The following is a 23,886-nucleotide window of genomic DNA, read 5'->3' as shown; positions in this document are numbered from 1 at the left end:
AGAGTTGGTTCTGACGGTCGACGGCTAGCTTCTAACTCACGGCTGGAATCGCCAAACAATCGTTCGGTGCCCACTGGACATAAATGGGTGTATCGGCACCCGGCAAACCGTCGATTGTGTTGGGTTGCATAATGGTGAGGCGATCGCCAGAGAGCAGTTCGACAACATAGTGAACATGGGTACCCAGGTACATCACGTGCCGTAAGCGCCCTTCAAAACAATTGACCATGTCGCCAGGAATAGTGCGGCTGACATAAATTTTTTCTGGACGCACACTGACGACAACTGACCCTGATGTTAAAGGGATCGCTGTTTCGATCGGTCTTACCTTCATCTTCAGCCCGTTGGCGGTCGTAATCCAGAGCATCGCTGGATGGGCACCTTCGATCTTGGCAGGAAAGAGATTGGTATCACCAATAAAATCAGCTACAAAAGGAGTCTGCGGCTGCTCATAGATCCGGTTGGGTGTATCCACTTGCTCGATTTTGCCACGGTTCATGACAGCAATGCGATCAGAAAGACTCAGCGCTTCTTCCTGGTCGTGAGTCACCATGACAAACGTCAGTTGCAGTTCCTGATGCAAGTTTGACAGTTCGACCTGCATTTCTTTACGCAGCTTAAGGTCAAGTGCACCCAGGGGTTCATCCAAAAGCAGCACAGCCGGACGATTAACAAGGGCACGTGCCAGCGCCACTCGTTGCTGCTGTCCGCCAGAAAGCTGAGCCGGAAAGCGATTGGCAAACGCTTCCATCTTAACGAGCTGCATTACTTCCTGGACGCGATCAGCGATTTCTGCCTTACGCTGTCGCTTAATGCGTAGCCCAAAACCAATATTTTCGCGCACAGTGAGGTGGCTAAACAAGGCATAGCTCTGAAACACCGTGTTGACAGGACGACGGTAGGGCGGCACCTGAGTCATCAACTGACCTTGAATAAGCAGCTCTCCTGCAGATGGCGTATCGAACCCTGCAATCATCCGCAGCGTGGTTGTTTTGCCGCAACCAGAGGGACCCAGGATACTAAAAAACTCGCCGCGACGGATGCAAAGGTCAATGCCTTGCACTGCGGTTTCGCCATTGAAAACCTTGAAGACCTTACGGAGCTCAACATCAAACCTAGTATCCGTTGCCATAGAGCGCTGGTTATGCGTGATGGTTTGAGACATAGCGGCGATTCCCTATGGTTGATTCCGTACACAATGCAGGGGGCAATTGAGGCGTGGAAGGAGTTTATAAGTTTATAGCTAAAGGTGCTTTGGAACCTGTACTGAGAAATATCAGCTCATCTTCTGATAAAGTGACGGATTGTACCTGCTGGTTTATTCTACCGATCGAACGTTGACTCAATGACCGATCCTTACCCTTATAATCTGCTTTCAACCTTTGAAGTAATCGCCTGCTGGCAAAAATGAGCTATTTTTCTCAGCAACTAATTAATCTCAGGATACGGTACTGGTGATACTACATTGCAGCATAAAGGGGGAGTGGGATGGAACAGTGCGTTACCTTAGATTGCCCAACTTTTTTACCAACGGCTCATGGGCGATCGAGCAACCTGGCAAATGGCTCGTCTACCTTGCAGCTAATGCTACTTTGATGCCTGTATGACTTTAACTCAACCTTCTACTGTTGTTACTCAGACCACGCCCCGTACGGTGGGACGGCGCTACCAATCGATCGCCTTGATGCTGGGCGTTTCGCTAGTCATGATGGTGGGCATGGGTAGCCGTCTTGTATACCTACAGCTGGTGGAGGGCGATCGCAATCAACAGTTGGCTGAGAATAATCGTATTCGCTTAATTCCCAAACAGCCAGAGCGCGGCAAAATCCTCGATCGTAAAGGCAGAATGCTGGCTGGTAGCCGTTTGTCTCATTCTGTCTTCCTTTGGCCTCTCGCTCGTAAAAAGGCAGAATGGGCAACTACATTGCAGCGTTTGTCGCAAATCCTCAACGTACCCGAAGCAACTATCAAAAATCGTCTGGAACAAGCAGGCTACAACTCTCCTTTTTTGGTTCGCATTGCGCGTGGTGTGAGTCCGGCACAGGTGACAGCGCTGGCAGAATACGGCAGCCAGATGGAGGGTGTGCAGGTCGATGCGGAAGCAGTACGCTATTACCCTAATGGGGATTTGGCGGCTCATGTACTTGGCTACACGGGTGAAATGGACGATCGCGAGCTCGAAAAGCGGAAGAGCGAAGGCTATCGGCTTGGCGATGTCATTGGTCAAATGGGCGTTGAGTCAACTTATGAAACGCTGCTGCGCGGCGAGTGGGGCGGGCAACAAGTCGAGGTTGACGGTGAAGGACAAGTGGTTAGAGTCCTAGGCAAAAAGCCCACACAAGCGGGGAAGGATGTACAGCTTACCCTAGACCTAGAGCTGCAAAAGGCGGCAGAAACGGCACTGGGCAATCGCAAAGGGGCGATCGTGGCGATCGACCCAACCAATGGTGCTGTGTTAGCAATGGTCAGCCGCCCCACCTTTGACCCCAATTTATTTTCTACCCGCATTACCGATGCCCAGTGGCAGCGCCTACAAAGCGAAGATCATCCGTTCGTTAACCGTGCCATACAAGGCTTTCCGCCTGCCAGCACCTTCAAAATTGTCACCACTACAGCCGCTTTAGAAACGGGTAAATTTAGCCCAGATACCGTACTGGGAACTTACCCATCCATTACGGTCGGTGGCATTGAGTTTGGCGACTGGAACCGTGCTGGCTTTGGTCCATTGGGTTTTGTCGGTGCTATGCAATGGAGCAGCGATACCTTTTTCTATCAGATTGGGATGGGTGTCGGCGATCGTGACCTCATTCAATGGACACGGCGCTACGGCTTTGGGCGCAAAACAGGCATTGACCTGTCAGAAGAAGAAAGCGCCGGACTCGTACCCGACGATGAATGGAAGCGCAAAGAAGTCAAAGAAGGCTGGTATTTGGGCGATACGGTCAATATGTCGATCGGACAGGGTTTTCTACAAACTACGCCACTTCAGGTCGCTGTCATGTTTGCAGTACCAGCTAATGATGGCTATCTCGTCAAGCCACATCTGCTTAAAGATAATGAAGCCGCCCAAAATTGGAGGGAACCCCTAAACCTGAAACCTGAAACCGTTCGCATACTCCGCGAAGGGCTTCGTGCGGTCATTGATGGCGGCACGGGTGAGGCGCTAAATGTAGCGTCACTGCCTCCAATGTCTGGTAAAAGCGGTACAGCAGAAGACATCGGACGGGAATCCCATACCTGGTTTGGAGCCTACGGTCCCACCGCAAAACCAGAAATTGTCGTCGTGGCATTTGGTGAAAACTCTGGTGGCGGCGGTGGGTCGTTTGCAGCGCCCATGGTACGGCAGGTGCTAGCAGCCTACTTCAATCCCAAAAAGAAAATCACCAGTCCTAGCCAGATTGAACCAGTGCAGACGGATTAGAGGAAGGCAAAAGGGAAAAGGCAAAAGGGAAAACTCATCCTTTATACTTATCTCTTTGCTAGCGCTATCAACTAGGACAAACACGGACTAGACTGTTAAAACAATCTTGACGTCATGATGGGTTGGTCTTACTCCTGGAATGTCTTTGTCTGAAATTCCCTGCTTGAATTTGGCGATCGCACCTTTACGCACCGCCAACCACTATGCGGTTCATGTCACCCAAGCTCCATACCCAGGGGGCTACGTTTTGCACGACTGTCTGTGGTCAGACAACTTACAGCATCTTTGGCTGGGCTGGCAAGAAATGTTTTCTGCCAGAAGCCTACCGGACGTGCCGCAAGTTTCACAAGTTGATGAACTGCCCCCTGATCTTGTCTTGCCACTAGAAACACCGCCACCGACTCCCGGTGCGCCTGTAAGCCAATCGGGTCGGTTGATGCAGAGCCTGGGCATGAGCCTCTGGCAGTGGCTTTTTGATGGTCCCATCCAGGGTAGCCTCAATCACAGTCAGGGGATTGCCATGGGTCAATCAAAACCGCTGCGGCTGCGGCTAGAAGTTCGCGATCCCAATTTGGTGGCGCTGCCGTGGGAAATTATGCAGGATGGCGCGGGCAAACAACCCATTTCGCTCCAACAGCAACTCTTGTTTAGCCGTACAACGAGTGATGTCCGTTCCTTGCCAGAACTGCGATCGGACAACATTCTCAAAATTCTGTTAGTCCTGGGTCAAGATTCTGAACCCGTGTCAGGCTTCTCTCAAAGCTCTGCGAACACAGTTCAACCTGAAACCCTACAGACCTTACAGCTTGAACAAGAAGCCAATGTGCTGGCGCACCTACTAACTACCTCCGGCAGCAGTGGCATTGGCGGCGCAACGATTACGCCCTGCCAGGTGGATACGCTCGTGCAACCCACGCCTGCTGCTCTAATTAGTCAGCTTGAGAAGCAGACGTACAATGTCTTTTTCTATGCAGGACATGGGGTTCCGGCTCCAGATGGTGGACTACTATTTTTACGACCGGCTATGACCTTGAATGGCACTGAGTTAGCGCAAGTGCTTACTCGCTGCCAGGTAAAGCTAGCCGTCTTTAATGCCTGCTGGGGCGCGCAACCTGACCACGAAACGATTGCTGACTCTACCGTGGCACCAGAATCACGATCGCAGGCAATGCCGCGTAGCAGCCTTGCAGAAGTGCTGATTCATCATGGCGTTCCTGCCGTTTTAGGTATGCGTGATTCCATCACCGACGAAGAAGCGCTGAGTTTTATTCAAGCATTTGCCCGAGCGCTCTCAGGACGAGTGCCGATCGACCAGGCAGTTGCGGTTGCCCGTCAGCACCTGCTCACGCTGTACCGCTTTAACCAGCAAGCCTGGACACTGCCGGTACTCTACATGCATCCCGAATTTGATGGCGAACTGTTGCAGCCGCTTGAGGGTAGTCTGACCGCTATGCCAGGGCTCATCACGCGTCTGGGGCAGCCCAAGCCGGATGCAGCGTTGCGATCGCTTGTGACTGCAAAAGTTTGGCACATCCAGAGCGGGTTTATGCGAGTCGGTCGCGATCGAGGTGAAAACGATTTAGTGCTACAAGAAGACCAGGGCGGAGTTTCTCGCAAACACGCCGTTATTTTTTGTCGGCAGCCTCAGCCTAATAGCAATGAAGCAATATCCTACTTTCTCGAAGATTTTTCGCGCTTTGGCACTTGGATGTTGGAGCCTGGTCTGGGCTCCAGAAACTGGCGCAAAGTCCATCGTCAGGAAGTACCCCTGCAACCCGGCACTCAATTAAAATTTGGCAGTTCCCAAAATGAGGTGCTGGAATTTACGACATCGTTAGATGCATCTAGCGCTCGCCCCACCATTTAAAGAGTAATATCAGAAGCCGAAAGCACTGCTGCTTAAGGGGAAACTGATGGTAGAGTGGTCACTTTTCAGCCAGATGGCGTAAATCAGATTGAGTTGCGGAACAGGCAGTGATCCCCCTGTAGGTAACACCAACGAGGTCATTGTTTTCAGTGTATGCAGGAAACCCACTATGGAAAGTAAGGTAATGTGTTCTGACGATCAAGCCAATTCAAGAGCTAAGGTTGAGCAAGCCTTGTGGGCAGCATTGCTGCATGCAGAAGGTGTTGCTTGTGCCTGGAAGGACGGCGAACCGTTGACTGAAGATCAGTTCACAGTCGCAGAAGACCCACAGGCTACCATTCCTTACGTCTGGAATCCAGCGGCTCCTGAAGCAGAACCTTTTTTTGCAGCCTTAGAACAAGCCTTACCCCTGGATGACTGGAACGCCGCCGAAGTTGCTACCCGTTCTGATGTGTTCTTTGCTCAGGTAAATCAACTCTGGTCTACTGCAACCCTCCAAGAAACACTGACTCAGCGCTTCGCTACACGGGTTCCTCAGCAATTACTGACCGCGATCGCCACTCGCGCCCAACAAGTTTTGTCTAGCTCTATCTCTTTAGCCGATCAGCTCGTACAGTGCGTTCAAGAAGCACTCCCTCATCTGGCAGAAGACGATTTACACGTATTAGCACGTCCCCTAGCCTATGCCATGCGAGGTAATGACGCACCCATTGAATCTACTCTTGAGCGCGTCCGTTCGGTTGAATGGGACGCGCTTTCTGATGTTGAACAGGCTCGTTTAAGCCTGGCGATCGCTCGTTATGCTATTGCTGAACTAGAGGCAAAGAGTGAAGAGTAAAGCAGTTGTCAGCTAGTTTTATGCCTGGTTTAGGGTAGCACCACAAAAGTATCTGTGGGATGTTGAGACTGCGCGATCGTAAAAAGATGGCATATTTTGAGTCGCGATTTATATTGAACAAAGCTGTACCTTATAAATCCACTTAGAGATTTCTACATGAAGCGATCTGCTTCCTCAGTTCCAACCTTTGACTCAATGCTTCTGCCGACAATTCAGGCTTTACAACTTTTGGGTGGGTCTGGTACGACTGAGGAGATTTATGAAAAAGTAGTGCAGCTTCTTAGCCTCTCTAACAAAGTACTTGAGATTCTGCATGGTAGTACATCACAAAGCGAGGTTGAATACCGACTTGCATGGAGCCGAACGTATCTTAAGAAGTATGGGCTTTTGCAAAATTCAGCACGTGGTGTTTGGTCTTTAATTTCAACTTCTATCAATCTCGCTGATCTTGATGCTAAAGAGATTGTTAGAGCAGTTCGGGATGCTGACAAAAATAAGTCTGCCTCTTCGGGTTCATCAGATGAAGCTGTTGGAGCGATCGAAGCTTTAGAAGCGCTTGCGTGGCACCAAGAACTTCACACAACACTGCTGTCGCTTGATCCATCTGCATTTGAGCGTTTGGCACAGCGATTATTACGTGAATCTGGTTTTATCCAGGTACAGGTTACGGGCAAAGCTGGCGATGGTGGCATTGATGGTGTCGGAATTGCTCGTATTAACGGCTTCTTAAGCTTTCATGTGCTGTTCCAATGCAAACGCTATCAGGGGTCAGTAACAGCAGGTCAAATTCGAGACTTTCGTGGGGCGATGCAAGGGCGTACTGATAAGGGTTTGTTTATTACAACTGGTACATTCACTAGAGACGCGATTAAAGAAGCTACACGAGACGGCGCACCACCGATTGATTTAATAGACGGCGAACAGTTAGTTGAACGCTTAAAAGAGCTAGGTCTTGGTGTCAAGATAACAATGATTGAGTCTGTTGAAGTTGATGTGGGCTGGTTTGCAAAAATCTGAGCTAGAAAGCTGTCGGTTTCATAGCATCTTGGCGTAAGCCAAAGATTGATAGTTTTAGGAAGCTTCTTGCTGCTTTTTATTCTCTAAGTATATGGAAACAGCTTTGGTCACATCGTCTTCAGCCTTGTAAACCCGTGAATTTGGGTTCTCAGAAGGTCGTCTATCCAAATAAGCTTATAACGCTTTGCCATCAGCATTTACGGGTTAGCTTATAGCAAACTTGGTGTCAAGATAACAATGATTGAGTCTGTTGAAGTTGGTGTGGGCTGGTTTGCAAAAATCTGAGCTAGAAAGCTGTTAGTTTCATAGCATCTTGGCGTAAGCCAAAGATTGATAGTTTTAGGAAGCTTCTTGCTGCCTTTTATTCTCTAAGTATATGGAAACAGCTTTAGCTACATCGTCTTTAGCCTTGTAAATCCGTGAATTTGGGTTCTCAGAAGGTCGTCTATCCAAATAAGCTTGTAACGCGTTGCCATCAGCATTTACGGGTTAGCTTATAGCAAAGCTGAAAACATCTCGATGCTTGTGCAGTAGTGTACATTCGACCAAAAACTACTTGTAGAAGCGGGTGGCGAAGTTTTGCGATCGCGTGGGTGACAGTTCCCGTGCTTTGAGGATAGCAGCAGCGAGAAAGGCGTAAGAGAGCAGACCAACCAATGCTAGAAAAACGGGACTAATGCTACCAACCGTATTCCAGAGGGCGTGCAGACCAGAAGAGGTAAGGTAGCCAATGCCCAGAATAAGCCAGCGACGGCGCGATCGCAGCACGCTTAACCCAATGAAATAACCAAAATAACCGCTGTACGCCATGTGCCCTGCTACCGAACCCAGAACACGTGGAATCAACAGTTGCAAGCTAGCAAGTTGAGCCGCACCTTCGCCAGACGACAACGTGGCTTTGTACACTTCAGGTAGGTACTGTGCCATCGTTTCTAGTAATGTGAAGCCAACGGCTGATGCACTGCCCAGCAAAATGCCATCCAGCGGTTCCCAAACGCCGATACGCTCTCGGTAGGGCGATCGCAACTGTGTACCTAGAAAATATGCCGCAAAGACTGGCACTGCCTTTAGCAGCTCTTCCATCAGTCCTGCGCCAAAAAACATCTTGATGAGCAGTATTGGGAAGGCAACTGGAGTATCACCCGTGGGCAACTCGCCGGGTAACACCTGCCGAAAAACAAAGACAAACAGCGTCAATGCAGGACTAACCAGCAATAACAGCGTGACTAAAGCTGCGCCTGCGAGAATCCACCACGGCTTACGCTTGCCGCACAGTTCATAGACGAAGTAATACGCTGCACCAGCTAGGTAAGCCGCCAACAGCAAGTTGAAAACTAGCGGATTGCCAACAGCCGCAAACATGAGCACGACAAAGCCGACAGTAATGCCGCCCGGCAGCAGATAGGCTTTGTGGGTTAGCTGTCGCCCTGTAGAAAGGATGGGGAAGAGCTGCGTCAGGCTAATAGCATCTGGTTCACGGCGGCGGGGCGGCGGGCTGGTTGCTGACAACCGTGGGGTGGAAGCAGCGGTTCGCTTTCGTCGCGTTGCAGTTGGTGGGTTGCTTGACGCTGGGGCCGGCGTTAGGGGTTGAGCAGGATTAGCCTTTGGCTGGCATTCAAAGACAAAAGTAGGACCACCCTGCCCCAGGATAATACGATCGCCCGGTTGCAGTACCTGACAATCTTTCAGCCGCTCTCCATTCAAAAAAGTGCCATTTGCGCTGGCAAGGTCGCAAAGCTGCCAAAAGCAGTTGCCAGCAGGTGACTCGAACCCAAGAATGGGTTTCACCTCTGCGTGCCGCCGCGATACTGCACGATGCACAAGCGGATCAAGAACCACGTTACAGTGTGGATCACGCCCAAGTACAACACTCTCCGTTGTTGAGAGTGGATAGCGGGCTTGTTCTCCAGCATTGTCACCAGTCGGTAACAGCCGCAAAAATGTTGTGTAGCGATCCGTTCCCGTCATTGTCGGGGAATTCTAGCCAGCTTGTAAGGGGTCTGAGGCAATAAAAAGTACCGAGCAGTGGTAGTTGCGTTTCCTATTCTTTACACCCTACACCCTACACCCTACCTTCTGTCTAGTGGCTTACTGGTTTGCTCGTGTATCCTTTACAGCCGCAAGGAAAAACACGATCGCTAACGGCACGCTAATCGCTAGAATTACACTGGTCAGACCATAGCCTAACTGCGGTAGCCCCGATGACAGCTCGAAGACCGAACCAACGGCAGCGATCGCAGTAATGCACGAACCGCCCAGAAACACACCACTCTTTGGAGTCACGCTAATTTAATCTCACATTTTTGAATTTTGCAGGCTGCTTTCGACTCACACTAAAGCCGAAGGACGTGTTAATTGACAGGTAAGTTGAGTCAGTTGCAACAACACCGCATCAATAAGCAGGATGGCTAGGCAATGGACTTAACTGCCTGTGCTGAAAAGCCGTGTTTAGCCAACGCTTCGTTTAGCAACAGTGCATTCTCTACTCGGTCAACGAAGAGAACACCGTTGAGATGATCAATCTCATGCTGGATGCAGCAGGCTAGTAGTCCTGTAGCTTGCAGCTTTTGCGGGCGACCGTGTTCGTCTTTGTAGGAAACTTCGATCGCAGCCGGTCGTTTCACATCCATGTAAACCCCCGGGATACTGAGGCACCCTTCTTGAGTCACCGATAGGTCACGGCTTGCCTGCTTTACAACCGGGTTAATCAAAACCAAGGGTGGCGTGGCAGCTTCTTCTGGATCGCAGTCAATGACAATGAGCTGCTTGTTTACAGCCGTTTGCGGTGCTGCTAGCCCAATACCATCAGCGCTGTACATCGTTTGCAGCATTTCACGAATGAGCTGTTTAATCTCAGCATCAACTTTAGCAATGCGCTTAGCGGGCTGGCGCAAAACACGATCGCCTAGACGATAAATCTCTAGCGGTGGCTTTGCTAATTTCTTTTTCTCGACCAAAACCTCGGCAGTCATGACTCTAAATACTCGCAGCGAATGTCTGATGTCGGAATGATTCCGCCTTAATTCTATAGTAGCTAATTCTGACGGCAGACTATCAGCTTTTGACTTTTAGCTTTCAGCTTTCAGCTTTAGCTCCTAGCCACCTTGTGCCTTTCGCCTTCTGCCCCTTGCCCTTTGCCTGCCGCCTTCCACCTACTGGAGCCAGCATTATTTTGCTGGGCAGCTGCTTAAGCTTACAATGCACCAATCAACGCTAGCTCCACAATTTAGTGGAGAAGACAGAAGAGTCATGACACGAGCAAACAGTGGTTTTTGGGTTGATTTTCGCAAATTTGTGTTTCGAGGCAATGTCATTGATCTAGCAGTGGCTGTGATCATTGGTAGTGCGTTTGGCAAGATTGTAGATTCGTTAGTAAGCGACATCATCACACCAGCGCTTTTACAACCGGCGTTGACAGCTGTCGGCGCAGATGACATTAGTAAACTGTCAGCAAACGGCATCAAATACGGTGTTTTTCTGGCGACCGTGATCAACTTCCTGGTGATTGCCTTTGTCATTTTCCTCATCATCCGTGCGTTTGAGAAGGCAAAAAACAGACTGACTCGTCAGGAAGCGATCGCAGAAGAGGCTCCTGTACTTGATGCAGCGATCGTTGCCCAAGAGCGTACAGCCGCCGCGCTCGATCGACTCTCTAGAGCGCTAGAAACACGCAACCTGTAACGTTACAAGTGACCACCCAGCATAGTAGGCATTAAAACGGCATCAATGACGTGAATCACGCCGTTAGCAGCCAGGATATCCATTTTTACCACTGTGGCATCGTTGATTTGGGTACTGCCGTTGCTGTGTTCGATCGCTACGATTGATCCCTCTTCTGTCGGCGCTTCGTCAATCTGTGCCAGGTCGTCTGATCGCACATCGCCTGATAGCAGATGATACATTACCACTCGCTTAAGCTTGGGGTGATCCTGCAATAGCTCATCTAATGCTCCATCAGGCAGTTTTGCAAAAGCTTCGTCTGTTGGAGCAAGTACAGTGATCGGTCCTTCACTGGTGAGCAGATCACCTAGTTCCGCTGCTTCAACGGCTGCCAGTAGCGTTTTGAAATTACCTGCCTGAGCGGCTGTTTCCACCAGGTTTGCCATGCGTTGTTCCCTTTCGACGACTGTACTACCTACAGATAAAAGGTAAAGCGTCAGGCAACATCCGCCACAAGAGATACCTGACGCTAGCCACTCGTACGGATACCGCGATCGTTAAGCTGCTGCATAAAAAATTCTTCCAGGGAGGGGCGTGCTAGATCGACCGAAACAATTTGGGCACCCATCAAGCTTAAACTGGCAAGAAAATCGTAGGGATCACCGTTGAGTTGCCCTTGCCAGTAGCCATCCCGAAAATCCAGGTTCAGCATACGTTTTTTGATGACATCCAGACTGCCACCCCGACCTTTGATGGTGTAGGTTTCTGTAGTGCCCAGTAATTCCTGTAGGGAACCACTGCAAATCAACTCACCATTAGCCAGAATGGCAATGCGATCGCAAATTAGTTCCACATCAGACAGCACATGGCTGTTAAAGAAAATCGTTTTGCCCTGATCTTTAAGCGAGAGAATAATTTCGCGAATTTGATAGCGCCCCATTGGGTCTAGCCCAGACATGGGTTCGTCGAAAAACACCAGTTCTGGGTCATTAATCAGTGCCTGCGCCATGCCAATGCGTTGCAGCATCCCTTTGGAATACTGCCGAAGCTGCTTCTTGCGGGCAGCAGACAGCGATAGCCCAACCAGATCTAGCAGTTGGAGAATGCGCTGTTTCTGTACCGATCGCGGAATCTGGAACAGCCCAGCGGTGAACTGAAGCGTTTCCCATCCAGTCAAATAGTCGTAGAAGTAGGGGTTTTCGGGCAAATAACCAATGCGTTGCTTAATGGCACGATCGCCCAGTGGTACCCCTAGCAGGCGTCCCCCTCCCCCACTGGGACGCACAATCCCCAAGAGTGTTTTCAGGAGCGTTGTTTTGCCCGCACCATTAGGTCCCAAAAGCCCAAACGTTTCGCCCTGCAACACGTTGAGGGTGCAACCTTTAAGGGAAACAATTTTTTGGTTTAGCCAAAACCCAGTGCGATAAGTCTTTCTAAGTTCGTGGGTTTCCACAACGGTGGAGCGGTCAACGGTAAAAACGTCGCTGGTAGGGTCGGGAACGGTAGCCATGCTAATAAGGGTCTGGCAGATTTGCTGATCAAGAGATTCCAGGAGCCGTTTTGGAAAAACCAATACGCTATTCTAGGCGTGCTGAGGCGTAGGAAGAACTTTAAGGGGAAGCGTGGGAAGAGCACATTGGTCTAGAGCCTACTACTATCTTTTAACTCGACTAGCCCTTGCTTCTGTTGCTGATTATCCGATCGCGGTAGGAGCATGTGCCAAGATTCTGCCCAAACGCTTAAACTTTGTTTATACATTTGAGATTGGTAGAGCGTTGCGTAGTGACACCTCACTATCAATAGTCAATCACTATGCTGAAAGCAAGATTGTTTCAACCTGAGTTTAATCTCTTATGGTAGGCGACTCACGACAGGCTTTGAACAAACTGATAAGCTAGTCGTCAAGACGATCGAGATGGGCAAAGCTTATAGGAACTCAACCCTAGCCCTAGATTGTGCATGAAGGCACACACTAACTTAAGTACTGAGAGCGAAGAGGAAACAGGATGGATCGTTCCAAACTTGTAGCAATTGTAACTGGGGCGATCGCGGTAGCACTTAGCATTGCGTATTTAGTCGTGGTGCAACTGCTGGATATGCGTGGTGAAATGATACCTGCGCCTGTGGGCTGGATGATGCAAGGGGCAGCCTCCGTTATAAACCGCTAACGGTTGAGGTATAGATGGCATTACCAAAGCAGCGATCATTCTTAAGTAAGGCTTTGGCAATCGTGGCGCTGCTTGGCACCAGCCTTATAGCGTTGCTGTCTCTAGCTGGCAATGGGGGCAGTCACCATTGGCGATTGGATCTGACGGCTCATTTTAAGCTGCAATATCTGGTGGTTAGTCTCGGCGCGTTTGTCTGCTTTTGGCTTTGGCGATCGTGTCGCTGGCAACGCTGGCTAATCGGCTTGAGCGTATTCTGCATTGTCCTTAACGGGGTTGAAGTGGTGCCATGGTATGTGCCACCGTCGATCATTGCTCCATCATCGGCTATCACGTTGCGCGTGCTCCACTCAAATGTACTGGTGCGTAATCGCGACTATGATAGCGTGACTGCGTTGGTGAGAGAGGTCAAGCCAGATCTTGCTGTGTTTCAGGAAGTCAACGCGCGTTGGTTGGAAGCGCTGGAGGCAATTCGGGATGTGCTGCCCTATACCTACGCTGAACCGAGGAGTGCGGGCTTTGGCAATGTGATCTATAGTGCGTTACCGCTGCAACAGCCGTCAGTACAGTTCTTGGGACAACTTAAATATGCCAGTCTTGCCACGCAGGTAAGTAAGGGTGGACAAACGCTGTCGTTGCTGACGGCTCACCCACCGCCACCGATTCGGCAAGAACTGTTTCGATGGCGTAATCAACTTTTGGCTGCGATCGTGCCCTATGTGCGATCGCAAACAGCACCTGTTATGGTGATCGGTGATTTAAATATCACTATGTGGTCGCCTTACTACAAGCGGTTAGAAGCAGCTAGTGGCTTGCAAAACAGCCGCGTTGGCTTTGGCATTCTGCCGAGTTGGTCGCCTCGTAGCTGGCTACCGTGGCTAGCGATTCCGATTGACCATTGCCTGGTGAGTCCGGAGCTTGTAGTGTTGAAAACGCAACTCGGGCGCAAGGTTGGGTCTGATCACCTACCACTGATTGTCGATATAGCAATGCCGTAAAACGCCGGGTAGTGTCTCTTACGATCGGTGCCAATCATCTAACTCTGAGTCGAGTTCGGCTTTCAGCAGTTCGGCTTTCAGTTCAAGTGGTAGCCTAACTTCGGTTAGCAAGGCTGGGTCTTGAGTGTCAGACGAGTCGCGATCGAGGTTAAGCGGCTTGATCACGCGCGTAATCGCCTGCTGCACAAAGGCACGCATGAATTCATCTTTGCGGTTGAGCTGAAACTGACGTTGCACCACTTCAGTCATGCCACCGTCTCCCCATTCCTGGTTATGACGAAAGTATTCGATAAAGCTTTTGCCTGCAATGCGTGTCAGGTAAGCAGCGCTCACGCCTTGAATGGCACGCCCAGCCAACATTCCGCCCAGGCTAAATTCTAGGGCTGTTGCCACTAACGTCATAGCACCCTTGACGATACCTAAACTGACGAGTGTTTTGCCTAGGGAAAGCGCCAGTTCGCGTCCTCGTTCCATGTTGATATCGCAGCCGTAGACACGCCCGATTTCCACAACCATCTGAGCGTTGATAGCAGCCGTTGCCAGCAAGTCCACTACGGGCAAAGGCGTCACGGCAATGACCCCGGCGCTAATCCACTGGAAGCGATCGACAATCTTCTCTGCCTGTCGTCGGCGTTGAGCATCAATGAGATAGCGAGCTTTTTCCCCAAGCCGTTGAGATTGCAGCAGGATATTGTCGGCAATCAGATCCTCACCTTCAGCCCGCAACACAGCCACCATTCGGCGGATCAGCGGCATGATGTCTGGGTCAGGCTGAAGCGTTTCACCATCCACCACGATCGCGGCAGGATTAGCAGCCGTTGCAATGACATCAGCAGGCGCAACCAAACCACGCACACGTGCCTGCAAGCGTGCCAAGATTAAGTCGAGATCCTCCTCTCGATACAAGTCAGACTTGTTGAGGATAACAAGCGATCGCTTGCCAATCTCTGCCAGGGTTTGCAGCGGATCGTATTCCGACTGTCGCAAGTCATTATCCAGTACAAACAGCAGCAAATCAGCTTCGGTCGCTAACTGCCGTGCCAGTTGTTCGCGTTCTGTCCCTGCTACGCCTGCTTCTAAGATCCCTGGCGTATCAATCAGCAAAATCTCTCGCTGCAAGCCTTTCAGCTTTAGTGAATAGGTTTCGCCCACTTCAGTAGTGCCCATTGCCGCACCAACTTTGCCTGCCATACGCCCAATCAAGGCATTCACCAACGATGTTTTACCGGCTGACCCAGTGCCAAAAACGACAATTTGCAGGTTGCCCCGCGCAAGGTTTTGCTCAATTTCGCGCGATCGCTGCAACAATTCTTGCCGCGCTACCTCATCTTGAATCTGGCTCACCTGCTGTCGCACTGCTTTTAGTGTTTCTTCAGCCGCCTCCGTTTTCTCGGCAGGCACACGGGGCTGCCGTCGTGCTTGCTGACGACGTTTTGAGGCACGCGGCAGCACAAAGAGATAATAGATCAAGGCTCCAATCAAAACTGCCAGTAGCGTCACGATGAGCACCAGCAAGAGCTGAGACAGCAGCGGGTAGGCATAAAGCTGCCAGGAAAGCCGAGTGAGTGCATCAATCAGCCAGATAACCAGCCCTAAAATAAGGGCGAGTCCAGCAATGAGCGTGAGGAGACGCGAAAGGCGCATGAATTATTTGTGGTGCATCTGCCTTTCATTCTAGTTCCCCGATTTTTTTGGAGAGGTGCCTGACTGCCCTTAAAGCCAGCTAGCCTTAATAGTCCACTGCCCTAAAAGATCATTAAGCCAGTCGCGATCAACGCATGAGACAGTTACCCTAACCGAGAGATGCTAGACGGTTTATGCTCTGGTAGCTTGAGTGGTGGTCAAAAATGTTGGAATGAGGAATCTTATGGGACTTTTCGATGCAGTCTTAAGCGCAGTCAGCAACCCAAGTCAGCAGGCAAACCCAAGTCAGCTTGGCTCAATTCTCAATACTGTCCAGCAAATGAGCAACAGCAATGGCATTGATGCAGGCACAACGCAGACGCTCGTGTCCGTTGTTGGTGGCTACGTGCAATCGGCGCTACAACAGCAGCAGGCTACTGGAGGAGCAGGACAAGCACAGGCAATGGTTAATCAATACAGCGGCACAGGACCAAATCCCCAAGCGGTAAATGCTGTTCTGGGACCCGTTATGCAGCAGCAAGTCGTACAAGATTTGATTCAGCGGACAGGGCTTCCGCCACAAACGATTCAAGCTATTCTGCCGACCCTGGTGCCCCTCGCGCTGAAGTTCCTCCAGGGTGGCGCACATACTGAAAACCCACAGGCAGGCAATCCTGTCTTGAGTGCCTTTCTGGACAAAAATAATGATGGGAGCGTTGATCTAGGCGACGCGCTGAATATGGCGGGTCAGTTTTTCAACCGTTAGGTTGGTCAGCTATAAGCTATCAGCTATCAGCGATCAGCAGCCAGCCGAAAGGATATTGTCTCTTGTTTCGTAGACGTTGATTGCTTACCAGCGATCGATCGAAGCAGTGGCAACACTAGAGCTAATCGCTGAAAGCTGACGGCTGATCGCTAATTCTGTAACGGTGCAATGCCTGCCAGGTCAAGAATCTGCGGAATCAAATCTTCGCGTTTGACCGCCATCACGTGAACACCCTGACAGAGCTGGCGGGCTTGCTTTACTTGTTCGGCTGCAATCAGTACGCCTTCCTGGAGTGGATCAGCGGCACGTTCCAGGCGATCGATGATGTGGTCAGGAATTTGCACACCTGGCACACAACGATTAATGAACTGTGCGTTTTTCGCTGACTTGAGCAAGAAAATACCTGCCAGGACAGGCTTGTTGCAGCCGACTGCAAGCTGGGTCATAAACTTTTCGAGTCGATCGAAGTCTGAAATTAACTGGCTTTGAAAAAATTCCGCTCCGGCTGCTAGTTTGCGCTCAAATCGACGCTGCAACCCTGACCAGCTACCACATTGAGGATCGATCGCCGCTCCAACAAAGAACTCGGTCGCGCCATCCGTTAACAGTTTGTCATTGAAATCACACCCAGCATTCAGCTTGTGAATCAGTTGCAGCAAGCGAACCGACTCTAGCTCAAACACAGCTTTAGCTTGGGGATGGTCGCCTGCCTTGATGGGGTCACCCGTCAACGCTAAAATGTTGCGAATGCCAAGCGCTTGGGCACCCATGAGGTCTCCCTGTAAGCCAATAGCGTTGCGATCGCGACACGCCATCTGACAAATCGGCTCAATGCCTTCCTGCGCCAAAAGTACGGACGCTGCCAACGACGACATCCGCAATACCGCTCGGCTACCGTCGGTGATGTTTACCGCATGCACCCGACCCTTGAGCGATCGCGCCATTTCGAGCATATGAGCGGGGTTTCCTCCCTTGGGCGGCATTACTTCTGCCGTAATGAGGAAGTCGCCCTGTTGAGCAGCAGCGCGGAAGGTCGATGCTAGGGATCGTGTCGTGTTTGTGGCGTTATCAGACATACAAATCAAAAAAAGAGCCGCAAAAGCTCGCGCTCGTACAAATTAGTATAGGTCTCCAGGGTGCTTCACCCTCCTCACACTACAGGAAGACGTGAGTAGCCAAGAGCATCTTTAACACGCAGCAATGTGGCATTGGCGATCGCCCCTGCCTTCTCCTGACCATCACGCAATACCGAATCCAGGTAGCTTGGTTCAGCCATAATTTCCTGATATTTTGCCTGGATGGGTTGGAGATGGGCGATCGCGGTTTCGGTCAACAAGGGCTTAAATTGCCCCCAGCCCATATCCTGGCATTCGGCTGCAACGACTGCTTTCGTCTGACCAGACAGCAACATATAGAGCGTCAGGAGATTATGGCATTCGGGGCGATCGGGGTCATCAAAGACCAGACCGCGCACCGGATCAGTTTTGCAGCGCTTGATTTTGTTCTGAATCACATCTGGTGGATCAAGCAGGTTAATACGGCTGAGTTCTGATGGATCGGATTTGGACATTTTCTTAGTGCCATCGGTTAGGCTCATGACCCGCGCACCTTCTGCTCGAATAAGCGGATCGGGTTTCTTAAGGACGGGCTGGTTGGGCTTGGCAAACTTGTGATTAAACGAATCGACCAAATCGCGGGTTAATTCCAAATGCTGCTTTTGGTCTTCGCCGACAGGCACTTTATCCGCGTCATAGAGCAAAATGTCTGCTGCCATCAGAACGGGATAATCCAACAGCCCTACGCCAACATTTTCGCCCTGTTTAACGGCTTTTTCTTTGAACTGGATCATATCCGTGAGCCAATTGAGCGGGGTAATGCAATTGAGCAACCAGGCAAGTTCGCTATGCGCCGAAATGTGGGACTGGACAAAGATCGTTGAGTTGCTGAGGTCAATGCCACAGGCAAGATAGAGCGCCGCGATCGTGTACGTGTCTTGCGCCAATGTAGCGGGGTTGTGCGGCACAGTGATGGCGTGCAAATCAACCACACAAAAGAAATTATCGTACTGGTGTTGCCCCTCCACCCAATTACGAATGGCACCCAGGTAGTTGCCTAGATGGAGATTGCCAGTTGGTTGCACTCCCGAAAGAATCCGCTGCTTCGCCATAGTCCCTAAAATAGAATCCAACCAAAAGTAGACGTGTCAGTGTGAGGCTGATTGTACCGTAAGTAAAGCTACGGTTAAGAAATGTAAACTCCTGAGCCTAAGCGCTCCAGGTCTCAAACAAAACGGCATTGGTTTGATTATGACCCACTCTCTGACTCAGAATCAGCTTGCTCAACTGAAAGACTGTTTCTCACTGGCACGGAATCCGACCCAGCAAGAAGCAGCTTGCCAAAACATGGCACAGCTACTCAGCGATCTAGCCGTAGACGCTGTTGCCGCAGAAGTGATCGACGCACTCTGGCAGGAGCTATTGACCGCACGACGCTCTACTGCCTTTTGGGAGCAGATTAGCGATGCTGAGAAAGAAATGGGTGATCGCCTGACGCAAGACAATATTCGACTGCAACAAAACTACCTGCGCTTGATGCAAGAGCAGTAATGGTCGGATGAATAGAAAGGGCATGTGATTAGCAATCAGCGGTTAGTAGTCAGCGAAAAGTTGATAGCTGACCGCTAACCGCTAACCGCTAAACCTTTCCTAGTACGACGCTGCTGATAGCGAAGTCGGTTTGACGAGCAGCGTAATGTTTTGCCGTCCAATGACTTGCACAACCTCACCAACGGCAAGCGTCACATCTTGTTCACACTGCGCGAGCCACCACGAACCTTGAAACTTCACTCGTCCTCGCTTGTGTGGTGCAATGATTTCGGAGACGATCGCCCGTCCCCGATAGTTGGGGTCTGCTTCGCTAAGGAAGGACGTTGCAGCCTGCTCTATTGGCTCGTTAAAGAGGAATGAATTAAAAGCCTTGATGGAATTAAACGCTAACATCGTGGTTTCTCCTGAGGCTAAGGGCTTGCATTGTACTGGTGCTGCCAACGTCGAACAGGTAGAAAGCAAACGCAGCGGTTTAGGCTTACGCTTGACGTTCTAGATCAATCGATAGGCTCTGTTTCGCTCGAATATCTTTGAGATGTCGTTTGACCGTATTGAGGGTGATGTAAAGCTCGAGCGCAATCTGTTGATATGTGAATCCCGCACGACGTAAAAGCCAGACCTCTGTTTGTCGTGGTGACAGATCGTACAAAACGGCTTCAGCCAGTGCCCGGTTTTGCAAAGACTGCTGCCGATCTTCTAGTAAAACCGCCAGATATGGGCGTTTGAGGTCATCTAAGGTCAGCCACCGGACCCGAATCCGATAAGTGTGCGATCGAGTGGAAGCAATTTCTGACTCCATGACAATCGGCTGATCAGCATACAGCTCACGGCTTTCAATCAATGCCTTACAGGTCTGCCAGATTGCTTCGGGCACCGTGGGCACACCTGCATAATCCTGATTGTTGTGCTGGTTAAGCTGTTGACAAATGCAATGAGCGTAGTAGTTGTGATAGATCCACTCACCGCGATCGGACAAAATTAAAATGCCATCAGTAATACCTTCAAGTACACCTTTTAGCAGGGTGCTGTCTTGAGCGAATGATTTCGTTTGTTCTAGTTGACTTAGCATAGTTCTCCGGGGCTAGAGAAGGGTACAAAGCTGCTTTCAAACTGATGACTGGGTCTGTAGTAGTGCTTCAGTGATTCAGAGCAATTTACGTGAATATGACTAACCGAAGCTTCATCCAAACATCACGTCCAGGTTTCTCACCAAGACAACCGTTTTTTCCCGGATCATTTGAAGTTTGGGTGAATTAACTCAGATTGTATGAAAATGCTTGTTGCGTTACATTAGCCCTCTCTGCCAAGTTCATTGCCAAGAATGTTGGCAAGCCTTGCAGTTTTCTGTAAGCAGCTTCATGCAAACTGCTTGCCTTTCTCTGTAGTTTTCGGCAAAGTTGAAGGTACCTTTATGCAATCGCTCTTTCCGTTTTATGTTGTCGGCAATGAGCCAAAATCCCTCAGAACCAGCCAAGCTTCGTCTTTTAGTGGTTGATGATCACGAAATCGTTCTGGGTGGCACGATCGATCTACTTAAGCAACAATACCCACATGCAGAAATTCTGACGGCTCAAACCGTCGCGAGTACGTTGAGCCAAGTAAAACTACAGATGCCTGACCTGATTGTGCTAGACCTTTCCTTACCCGAAACAAACGGCGGTGCAGCCCAGGCTGAGTCGGGCGTGCAATTGCTGAAAACGTTGATGCAAAACTACCCTACGCTCAATTTGACCGTTCAAAGTACGCACGTCAGAGCGTTGGTGCGCATCAGACCCGAAATCGATCGTCACAAGGCTGGGTTTACCGTCGCTGATAAAAGTCTTTCCAGCCGCGAAATGCTGACGCGAGTAGACTGGGCGCTCAAAGGCATTACTCACACCAAAGATATTCGACGGGGACGTACGCTAGAGGTGAAACCTGACTGGATCACCGTACTCAAGCTTGCGTTTCATGAAGGGTTGCAAGATCGGTCGATCGCCAAACGAATGCAAGTCTCTGAACGCACAGTGCGGCACTACTGGACAAAGATCCAAGATGTGCTAGAAGTCTACCCTGATGAAGACAAGCAAGACGGCAAAAATATCCGCATTCAAACCGAAATTCGCGCCAGGGAAGAAGGACTGATTGACTAATTGGTTGTCCGTTGTTAGTTGTTAATTGTTAGCGCTTAAAAACGTTACATGTAAGTCTCCATAGCTTTCACAATCTGGAGTCGAAGACGATGCAGCGCAACCTCTGGAATAGCCTGAGAGCAACCGCTTTACTTTGGCGTTGGGCACTGCCAGGTATGGTTGTCATTGGGCTAGTGATAGCGGCTCGGCTCACAGGCTCTCTGCAAAGTTTGGAATTGCTGACGCTGGATGCGTTTTTGCGTCATCGTCCGACTGAATCGAAAGACGATCGCATTGTGTTAGTTGGCATCGACGCTACTGCCATCCAACAGACAGGCTATCCCATTCCAGAACGTGATCTAGTAGACCTGTTGAACAGACTGCAAACTTACAAGCCTGCGGTCATTGGTCTGCACATTCTACAAAACCAAATTGCGAAGTCAGATAAAGTACGGCTTGCCGGTTTCAAACAGCGCCAGAAGCTGATTGTCTCTGAGACCGTTCTAACGGCTGCCGATCAAATTCCGCCGCCACCAGGCTTTTTTGGCAAACAGGTTGGTCTGATCGACTTGATTCCCGAAGGTGACAACCGAGCAAATAACCATGTAAGGCGCGCCCTACTTGGCATCTACGATCCGCTTAATGCCGAAGCTTACAAGTTTTCACTCACGATTCGGTTGGTTGAAACCTATTTAACTGCTCAAGACAAGAATCTTACCCTTCAAAATGGGCTGCGTGACAAGGAAGCCATGCGGTTTGGCTTGACCGAACTGCCGCGCTTGAAGCCATCGGGTGCATATGCCGGGGTTGGGACGGGTAGCCCGCAGATTTTGCTCAACTTTCGGCAGCATCACCAGCCGTTTCGCGTGCTTTCTTTAAATGATGTTAGAGCAGGCAAGGTTGACCCAAACTGGTTGCGTGATCGCATCATCATTGTCGGCATTACAGACCCCAAAATTCGTCCCATCATCCCAACAGCGGCGATCGCTCCAACCAATTCGCTCGATATTCAGGCACACACCGTTAGCCAAATTATCAGCGCCGTGTTGGATCAACGCCTGCTCTTGACGACCTGGACAGAGGGCTGGGAATATGGCTGGATCTTAGGCTGGGGGATTCTTGGCGTCTATATCGATCGTCGGACTCGCGGACTGATACGCACTCTTTTTGCTGCTGGCATCGCCAATCTACTCCTGGTCGGGGGAAGCTATACTCTTCTACTGCTGCAAGGCTTGTGGTTACCAGTGCTGCCAGCCTTAATTGTCCTCAATCTGAGTGTAGTTCTCCCCGCCGTCTACAGCTACGTCTATGAGCATGAGAAAACACTCAAAACTCGGCTGGATGAACGCCAACGCACGATCGAGCAAACCTTTAACACCCTTCACAATGGTCCACTACAAACGTTAGCCAGTCTGCTTAGACAAGGGCGCGACAACAAGCTGCCACAAGAGCAACTGTTTTTAACGCTGGAGAATCTCAATGCTGAAATTCGGGGGGTAGGTGAGCATCTCAAGCAAGAAGCCTTGACGCAAGAGGAGAGCCTGCACCTTAGAAGTGGACTCAAGCTCGACCTCAAACTTCCCCTGCATGAACTGCTCTATGAGGTCTACACCAACACTCTAGAGCGATCGGATTTCTCCCAGTTTGCCACCCTCAAAACATCTTGCTACTTTGAACCGCTAGAAAAACGACCGTTGACGATCGATCAAAAGCGAGACTTGTGCCGTTTCATCGAAGAAGCCTTGTGCAATGTAGGCAAACACGCTGAAGACGCAACCCACCTCGATGTCACCGGTACACAGAGCCAAAAATGGTACTGCTTGCGAGTCTTTGATAACGGCAAGGGCATCGCTACAGCCACTCCTGGCGAAGGTACAAAACATGCTCGTAAACTTGCTTTCAGGTTGGGCGGAAAGTTTAAGCGCGAAACCTCCTCCCCTCAAGGAACCCTTTGCGAGCTTGCCTTTCCTCTCACTAAACCCTGGTTTCAGTAAGCACGTTTGGTACTCAATACGGTCATCAAGTTGGCACTTTTCTGCAAGCCTGATGCAAAAAAACTGACCTAAGCTCTAGGTATAGGGCGCATTTCCCTTACGCCTACAGTTGCCTGGACCGTTTCACACACTTGGCTGACCGTCTCTGCCTTCAGTGGTGCACTGGGGACATCTACCAAGACAGTTCCAGCAAGCACTTGCAAAAGTTTTACCTGGATTCCTGAAATCGTCTCAGAGCGGTCTCTTAGCCAGGTTTGAGCACAATTGTTCCAGGTTTGCATTCTCACCCCTTTTTTGAGAGTGCATATTTGAGGCGAGGTAATCTACCAACCCATAAATCATGTACGTACATCGCCTTCAGAACCATGACACGAAACCCATTACACGTTATTAGAGCCTCTGGATTCAGAGGCTTGCTTCCTCAAGCCTCACCACTGCTTCAAGGTGGACAGGCTCTCTGTTCCTTACTAGTGTTGACGACAGTGGTTTTACCGTCTTACACGCCTCCGCGTGATCCACCGCCCCGTAGACCACCTACATCGTTTACCGGAACTCCACAGAGTTTCGTCAGCGTACCGCAAAGCGATTTCTCGCTCGGACATTAGTTTACGGAGCTTTCAAACAACAGCGCATTGTGTTCACGCACAGTGCGCTTTTTGCGTCAGGAAAAGTTTGATATAGCCACCACCATAGAAGTTAGGACGCAGCCTGCTTGAGCACGGTTTCCATCGCATCGCGCAAAGGAGTGGCAGCACGTAAGTGTTTGCGAATACGACTTTTTAACCACGCCCAGCATTTTTCAATCCGATTGAGGTCAGGT

General features: G+C 50.3%; 23 protein-coding genes. 12 read left to right on the top strand and 11 right to left on the bottom strand.

From position 1 onward, the window contains the following. Positions 1–31: 31 nt before the first annotated feature. On the bottom strand, positions 32–1,165 hold the full coding sequence (locus H6F76_RS04815) for an ABC transporter ATP-binding protein (protein WP_190506395.1): 1,134 nt from the start codon (positions 1,163–1,165) through the stop codon (positions 32–34). 438 nt (positions 1,166–1,603) lie between these two features. Here H6F76_RS04815 and mrdA point away from each other — a divergent pair, with 438 nt between their 5' ends. From mrdA to H6F76_RS04795, 4 genes are all read left to right on the top strand, one after another. After that, a complete protein-coding gene (gene mrdA, locus H6F76_RS04810) occupies positions 1,604–3,421 on the top strand; it encodes a penicillin-binding protein 2 (RefSeq protein ID WP_190506393.1) in 1,818 nt (605 codons plus the stop codon). 139 nt (positions 3,422–3,560) lie between these two features. Further along, positions 3,561–5,288, top strand: coding sequence for a CHAT domain-containing protein (locus H6F76_RS04805; RefSeq protein WP_190446716.1), 1,728 nt, complete (start codon positions 3,561–3,563; stop codon positions 5,286–5,288). A gap of 169 nt (positions 5,289–5,457) precedes the next feature. Then, positions 5,458–6,126: a hypothetical protein gene (locus tag H6F76_RS04800; protein ID WP_199321926.1), complete on the top strand. Its 669-nt coding sequence runs from the start codon at positions 5,458–5,460 to the stop codon at positions 6,124–6,126. Positions 6,127–6,282: 156 nt separating this feature from the next. After that, the gene (locus H6F76_RS04795; protein ID WP_190506392.1) at positions 6,283–7,143 is read left to right on the top strand and encodes a restriction endonuclease; all 861 of its coding nucleotides are present in this window, start codon (positions 6,283–6,285) and stop codon (positions 7,141–7,143) included. A gap of 552 nt (positions 7,144–7,695) precedes the next feature. On the opposite strand, the gene H6F76_RS04790 is transcribed toward H6F76_RS04795, so the two are convergent. The 3 genes from H6F76_RS04790 to def all read right to left on the bottom strand — a co-directional run bounded on the left by H6F76_RS04790 (position 7,696) and on the right by def (position 10,115). After that, a complete protein-coding gene (locus tag H6F76_RS04790; RefSeq protein WP_190506391.1) occupies positions 7,696–9,111 on the bottom strand; it encodes a PrsW family glutamic-type intramembrane protease in 1,416 nt (471 codons plus the stop codon). Positions 9,112–9,231: 120 nt separating this feature from the next. Then, positions 9,232–9,432 carry a hypothetical protein gene (locus H6F76_RS04785; RefSeq protein ID WP_190448382.1) on the bottom strand — a complete coding sequence of 67 codons (201 nt, stop codon included), beginning with the start codon at positions 9,430–9,432 and terminating at the stop codon, positions 9,232–9,234. A gap of 119 nt (positions 9,433–9,551) precedes the next feature. Next, entirely contained in the window at positions 9,552–10,115 is a 564-nt protein-coding gene (gene def / locus H6F76_RS04780; RefSeq protein WP_190506390.1) for a peptide deformylase, read from the bottom strand. 277 nt (positions 10,116–10,392) lie between these two features. On the opposite strand from def, the gene mscL reads away from it, so the two are divergent. Next, positions 10,393–10,824, top strand: a complete 432-nt coding sequence (mscL, locus tag H6F76_RS04775) for a large conductance mechanosensitive channel protein MscL (RefSeq protein ID WP_190506389.1) — start codon at positions 10,393–10,395, stop codon at positions 10,822–10,824. A gap of 2 nt (positions 10,825–10,826) precedes the next feature. On the opposite strand, the gene H6F76_RS04770 is transcribed toward mscL, so the two are convergent. Both H6F76_RS04770 and H6F76_RS04765 read right to left on the bottom strand, forming a co-directional pair. Beyond that, positions 10,827–11,249 carry a fasciclin domain-containing protein gene (locus H6F76_RS04770; RefSeq protein WP_190448360.1) on the bottom strand — a complete coding sequence of 141 codons (423 nt, stop codon included), beginning with the start codon at positions 11,247–11,249 and terminating at the stop codon, positions 10,827–10,829. A gap of 83 nt (positions 11,250–11,332) precedes the next feature. Continuing rightward, on the bottom strand, positions 11,333–12,313 hold the full coding sequence (locus H6F76_RS04765) for an ABC transporter ATP-binding protein (RefSeq protein WP_190506388.1): 981 nt from the start codon (positions 12,311–12,313) through the stop codon (positions 11,333–11,335). Between the two features lie 496 nt (positions 12,314–12,809). Here H6F76_RS04765 and H6F76_RS04760 point away from each other — a divergent pair, with 496 nt between their 5' ends. Further along, positions 12,810–12,971: a hypothetical protein gene (locus tag H6F76_RS04760; protein ID WP_190506386.1), complete on the top strand. Its 162-nt coding sequence runs from the start codon at positions 12,810–12,812 to the stop codon at positions 12,969–12,971. Between the two features lie 14 nt (positions 12,972–12,985). Then, positions 12,986–13,966 carry an endonuclease/exonuclease/phosphatase family protein gene (locus H6F76_RS04755; protein WP_190506384.1) on the top strand — a complete coding sequence of 327 codons (981 nt, stop codon included), beginning with the start codon at positions 12,986–12,988 and terminating at the stop codon, positions 13,964–13,966. 18 nt (positions 13,967–13,984) lie between these two features. Here H6F76_RS04755 and H6F76_RS04750 read toward each other — a convergent pair whose 3' ends face one another. Then, entirely contained in the window at positions 13,985–15,610 is a 1,626-nt protein-coding gene (locus tag H6F76_RS04750) for a GTP-binding protein (protein WP_190506383.1), read from the bottom strand. Positions 15,611–15,833: 223 nt separating this feature from the next. On the opposite strand from H6F76_RS04750, the gene H6F76_RS04745 reads away from it, so the two are divergent. Next, positions 15,834–16,355: a DUF937 domain-containing protein gene (locus H6F76_RS04745; RefSeq protein ID WP_190448354.1), complete on the top strand. Its 522-nt coding sequence runs from the start codon at positions 15,834–15,836 to the stop codon at positions 16,353–16,355. 149 nt (positions 16,356–16,504) lie between these two features. Here the strand turns inward: H6F76_RS04745 and H6F76_RS04740 are convergent, their stop codons facing one another. Next, entirely contained in the window at positions 16,505–17,431 is a 927-nt protein-coding gene (locus H6F76_RS04740; RefSeq protein WP_190506381.1) for a methylenetetrahydrofolate reductase, read from the bottom strand. Positions 17,432–17,505: 74 nt separating this feature from the next. Beyond that, positions 17,506–18,522, bottom strand: a complete 1,017-nt coding sequence (trpS, locus tag H6F76_RS04735) for a tryptophan--tRNA ligase (protein ID WP_190506379.1) — start codon at positions 18,520–18,522, stop codon at positions 17,506–17,508. A gap of 139 nt (positions 18,523–18,661) precedes the next feature. Here trpS and H6F76_RS04730 point away from each other — a divergent pair, with 139 nt between their 5' ends. Beyond that, the gene (locus H6F76_RS04730) at positions 18,662–18,961 is read left to right on the top strand and encodes a hypothetical protein (protein ID WP_190448351.1); all 300 of its coding nucleotides are present in this window, start codon (positions 18,662–18,664) and stop codon (positions 18,959–18,961) included. A 99-nt stretch (positions 18,962–19,060) separates the two neighbouring features. Here H6F76_RS04730 and H6F76_RS04725 read toward each other — a convergent pair whose 3' ends face one another. Together H6F76_RS04725 and H6F76_RS04720 are read right to left on the bottom strand one after the other, a co-directional pair. Next, on the bottom strand, positions 19,061–19,354 hold the full coding sequence (locus tag H6F76_RS04725) for an NfeD family protein (RefSeq protein ID WP_190448350.1): 294 nt from the start codon (positions 19,352–19,354) through the stop codon (positions 19,061–19,063). A gap of 85 nt (positions 19,355–19,439) precedes the next feature. Further along, the gene (locus tag H6F76_RS04720; protein ID WP_190506377.1) at positions 19,440–20,030 is read right to left on the bottom strand and encodes a LuxR family transcriptional regulator; all 591 of its coding nucleotides are present in this window, start codon (positions 20,028–20,030) and stop codon (positions 19,440–19,442) included. Between the two features lie 376 nt (positions 20,031–20,406). Here H6F76_RS04720 and H6F76_RS04715 point away from each other — a divergent pair, with 376 nt between their 5' ends. The 3 genes from H6F76_RS04715 to H6F76_RS04705 all read left to right on the top strand — a co-directional run bounded on the left by H6F76_RS04715 (position 20,407) and on the right by H6F76_RS04705 (position 23,671). Further along, a complete protein-coding gene (locus H6F76_RS04715) occupies positions 20,407–21,093 on the top strand; it encodes a response regulator transcription factor (protein ID WP_190506375.1) in 687 nt (228 codons plus the stop codon). Positions 21,094–21,182: 89 nt separating this feature from the next. Further along, positions 21,183–23,066: a CHASE2 domain-containing protein gene (locus H6F76_RS04710; RefSeq protein ID WP_190506373.1), complete on the top strand. Its 1,884-nt coding sequence runs from the start codon at positions 21,183–21,185 to the stop codon at positions 23,064–23,066. 365 nt (positions 23,067–23,431) lie between these two features. After that, positions 23,432–23,671, top strand: a complete 240-nt coding sequence (locus H6F76_RS04705) for a hypothetical protein (RefSeq protein ID WP_190506371.1) — start codon at positions 23,432–23,434, stop codon at positions 23,669–23,671. Positions 23,672–23,886 lie beyond the last annotated feature (215 nt).

The organism is Leptolyngbya sp. FACHB-321 (assembly GCF_014695975.1).
In the GTDB taxonomy this organism is placed as follows: domain Bacteria; phylum Cyanobacteriota; class Cyanobacteriia; order Leptolyngbyales; family Leptolyngbyaceae; genus Stenomitos.
Note: the sequence above shows the minus strand (reverse complement) of the source record. Positions and strands in the feature narration are given on the sequence as shown.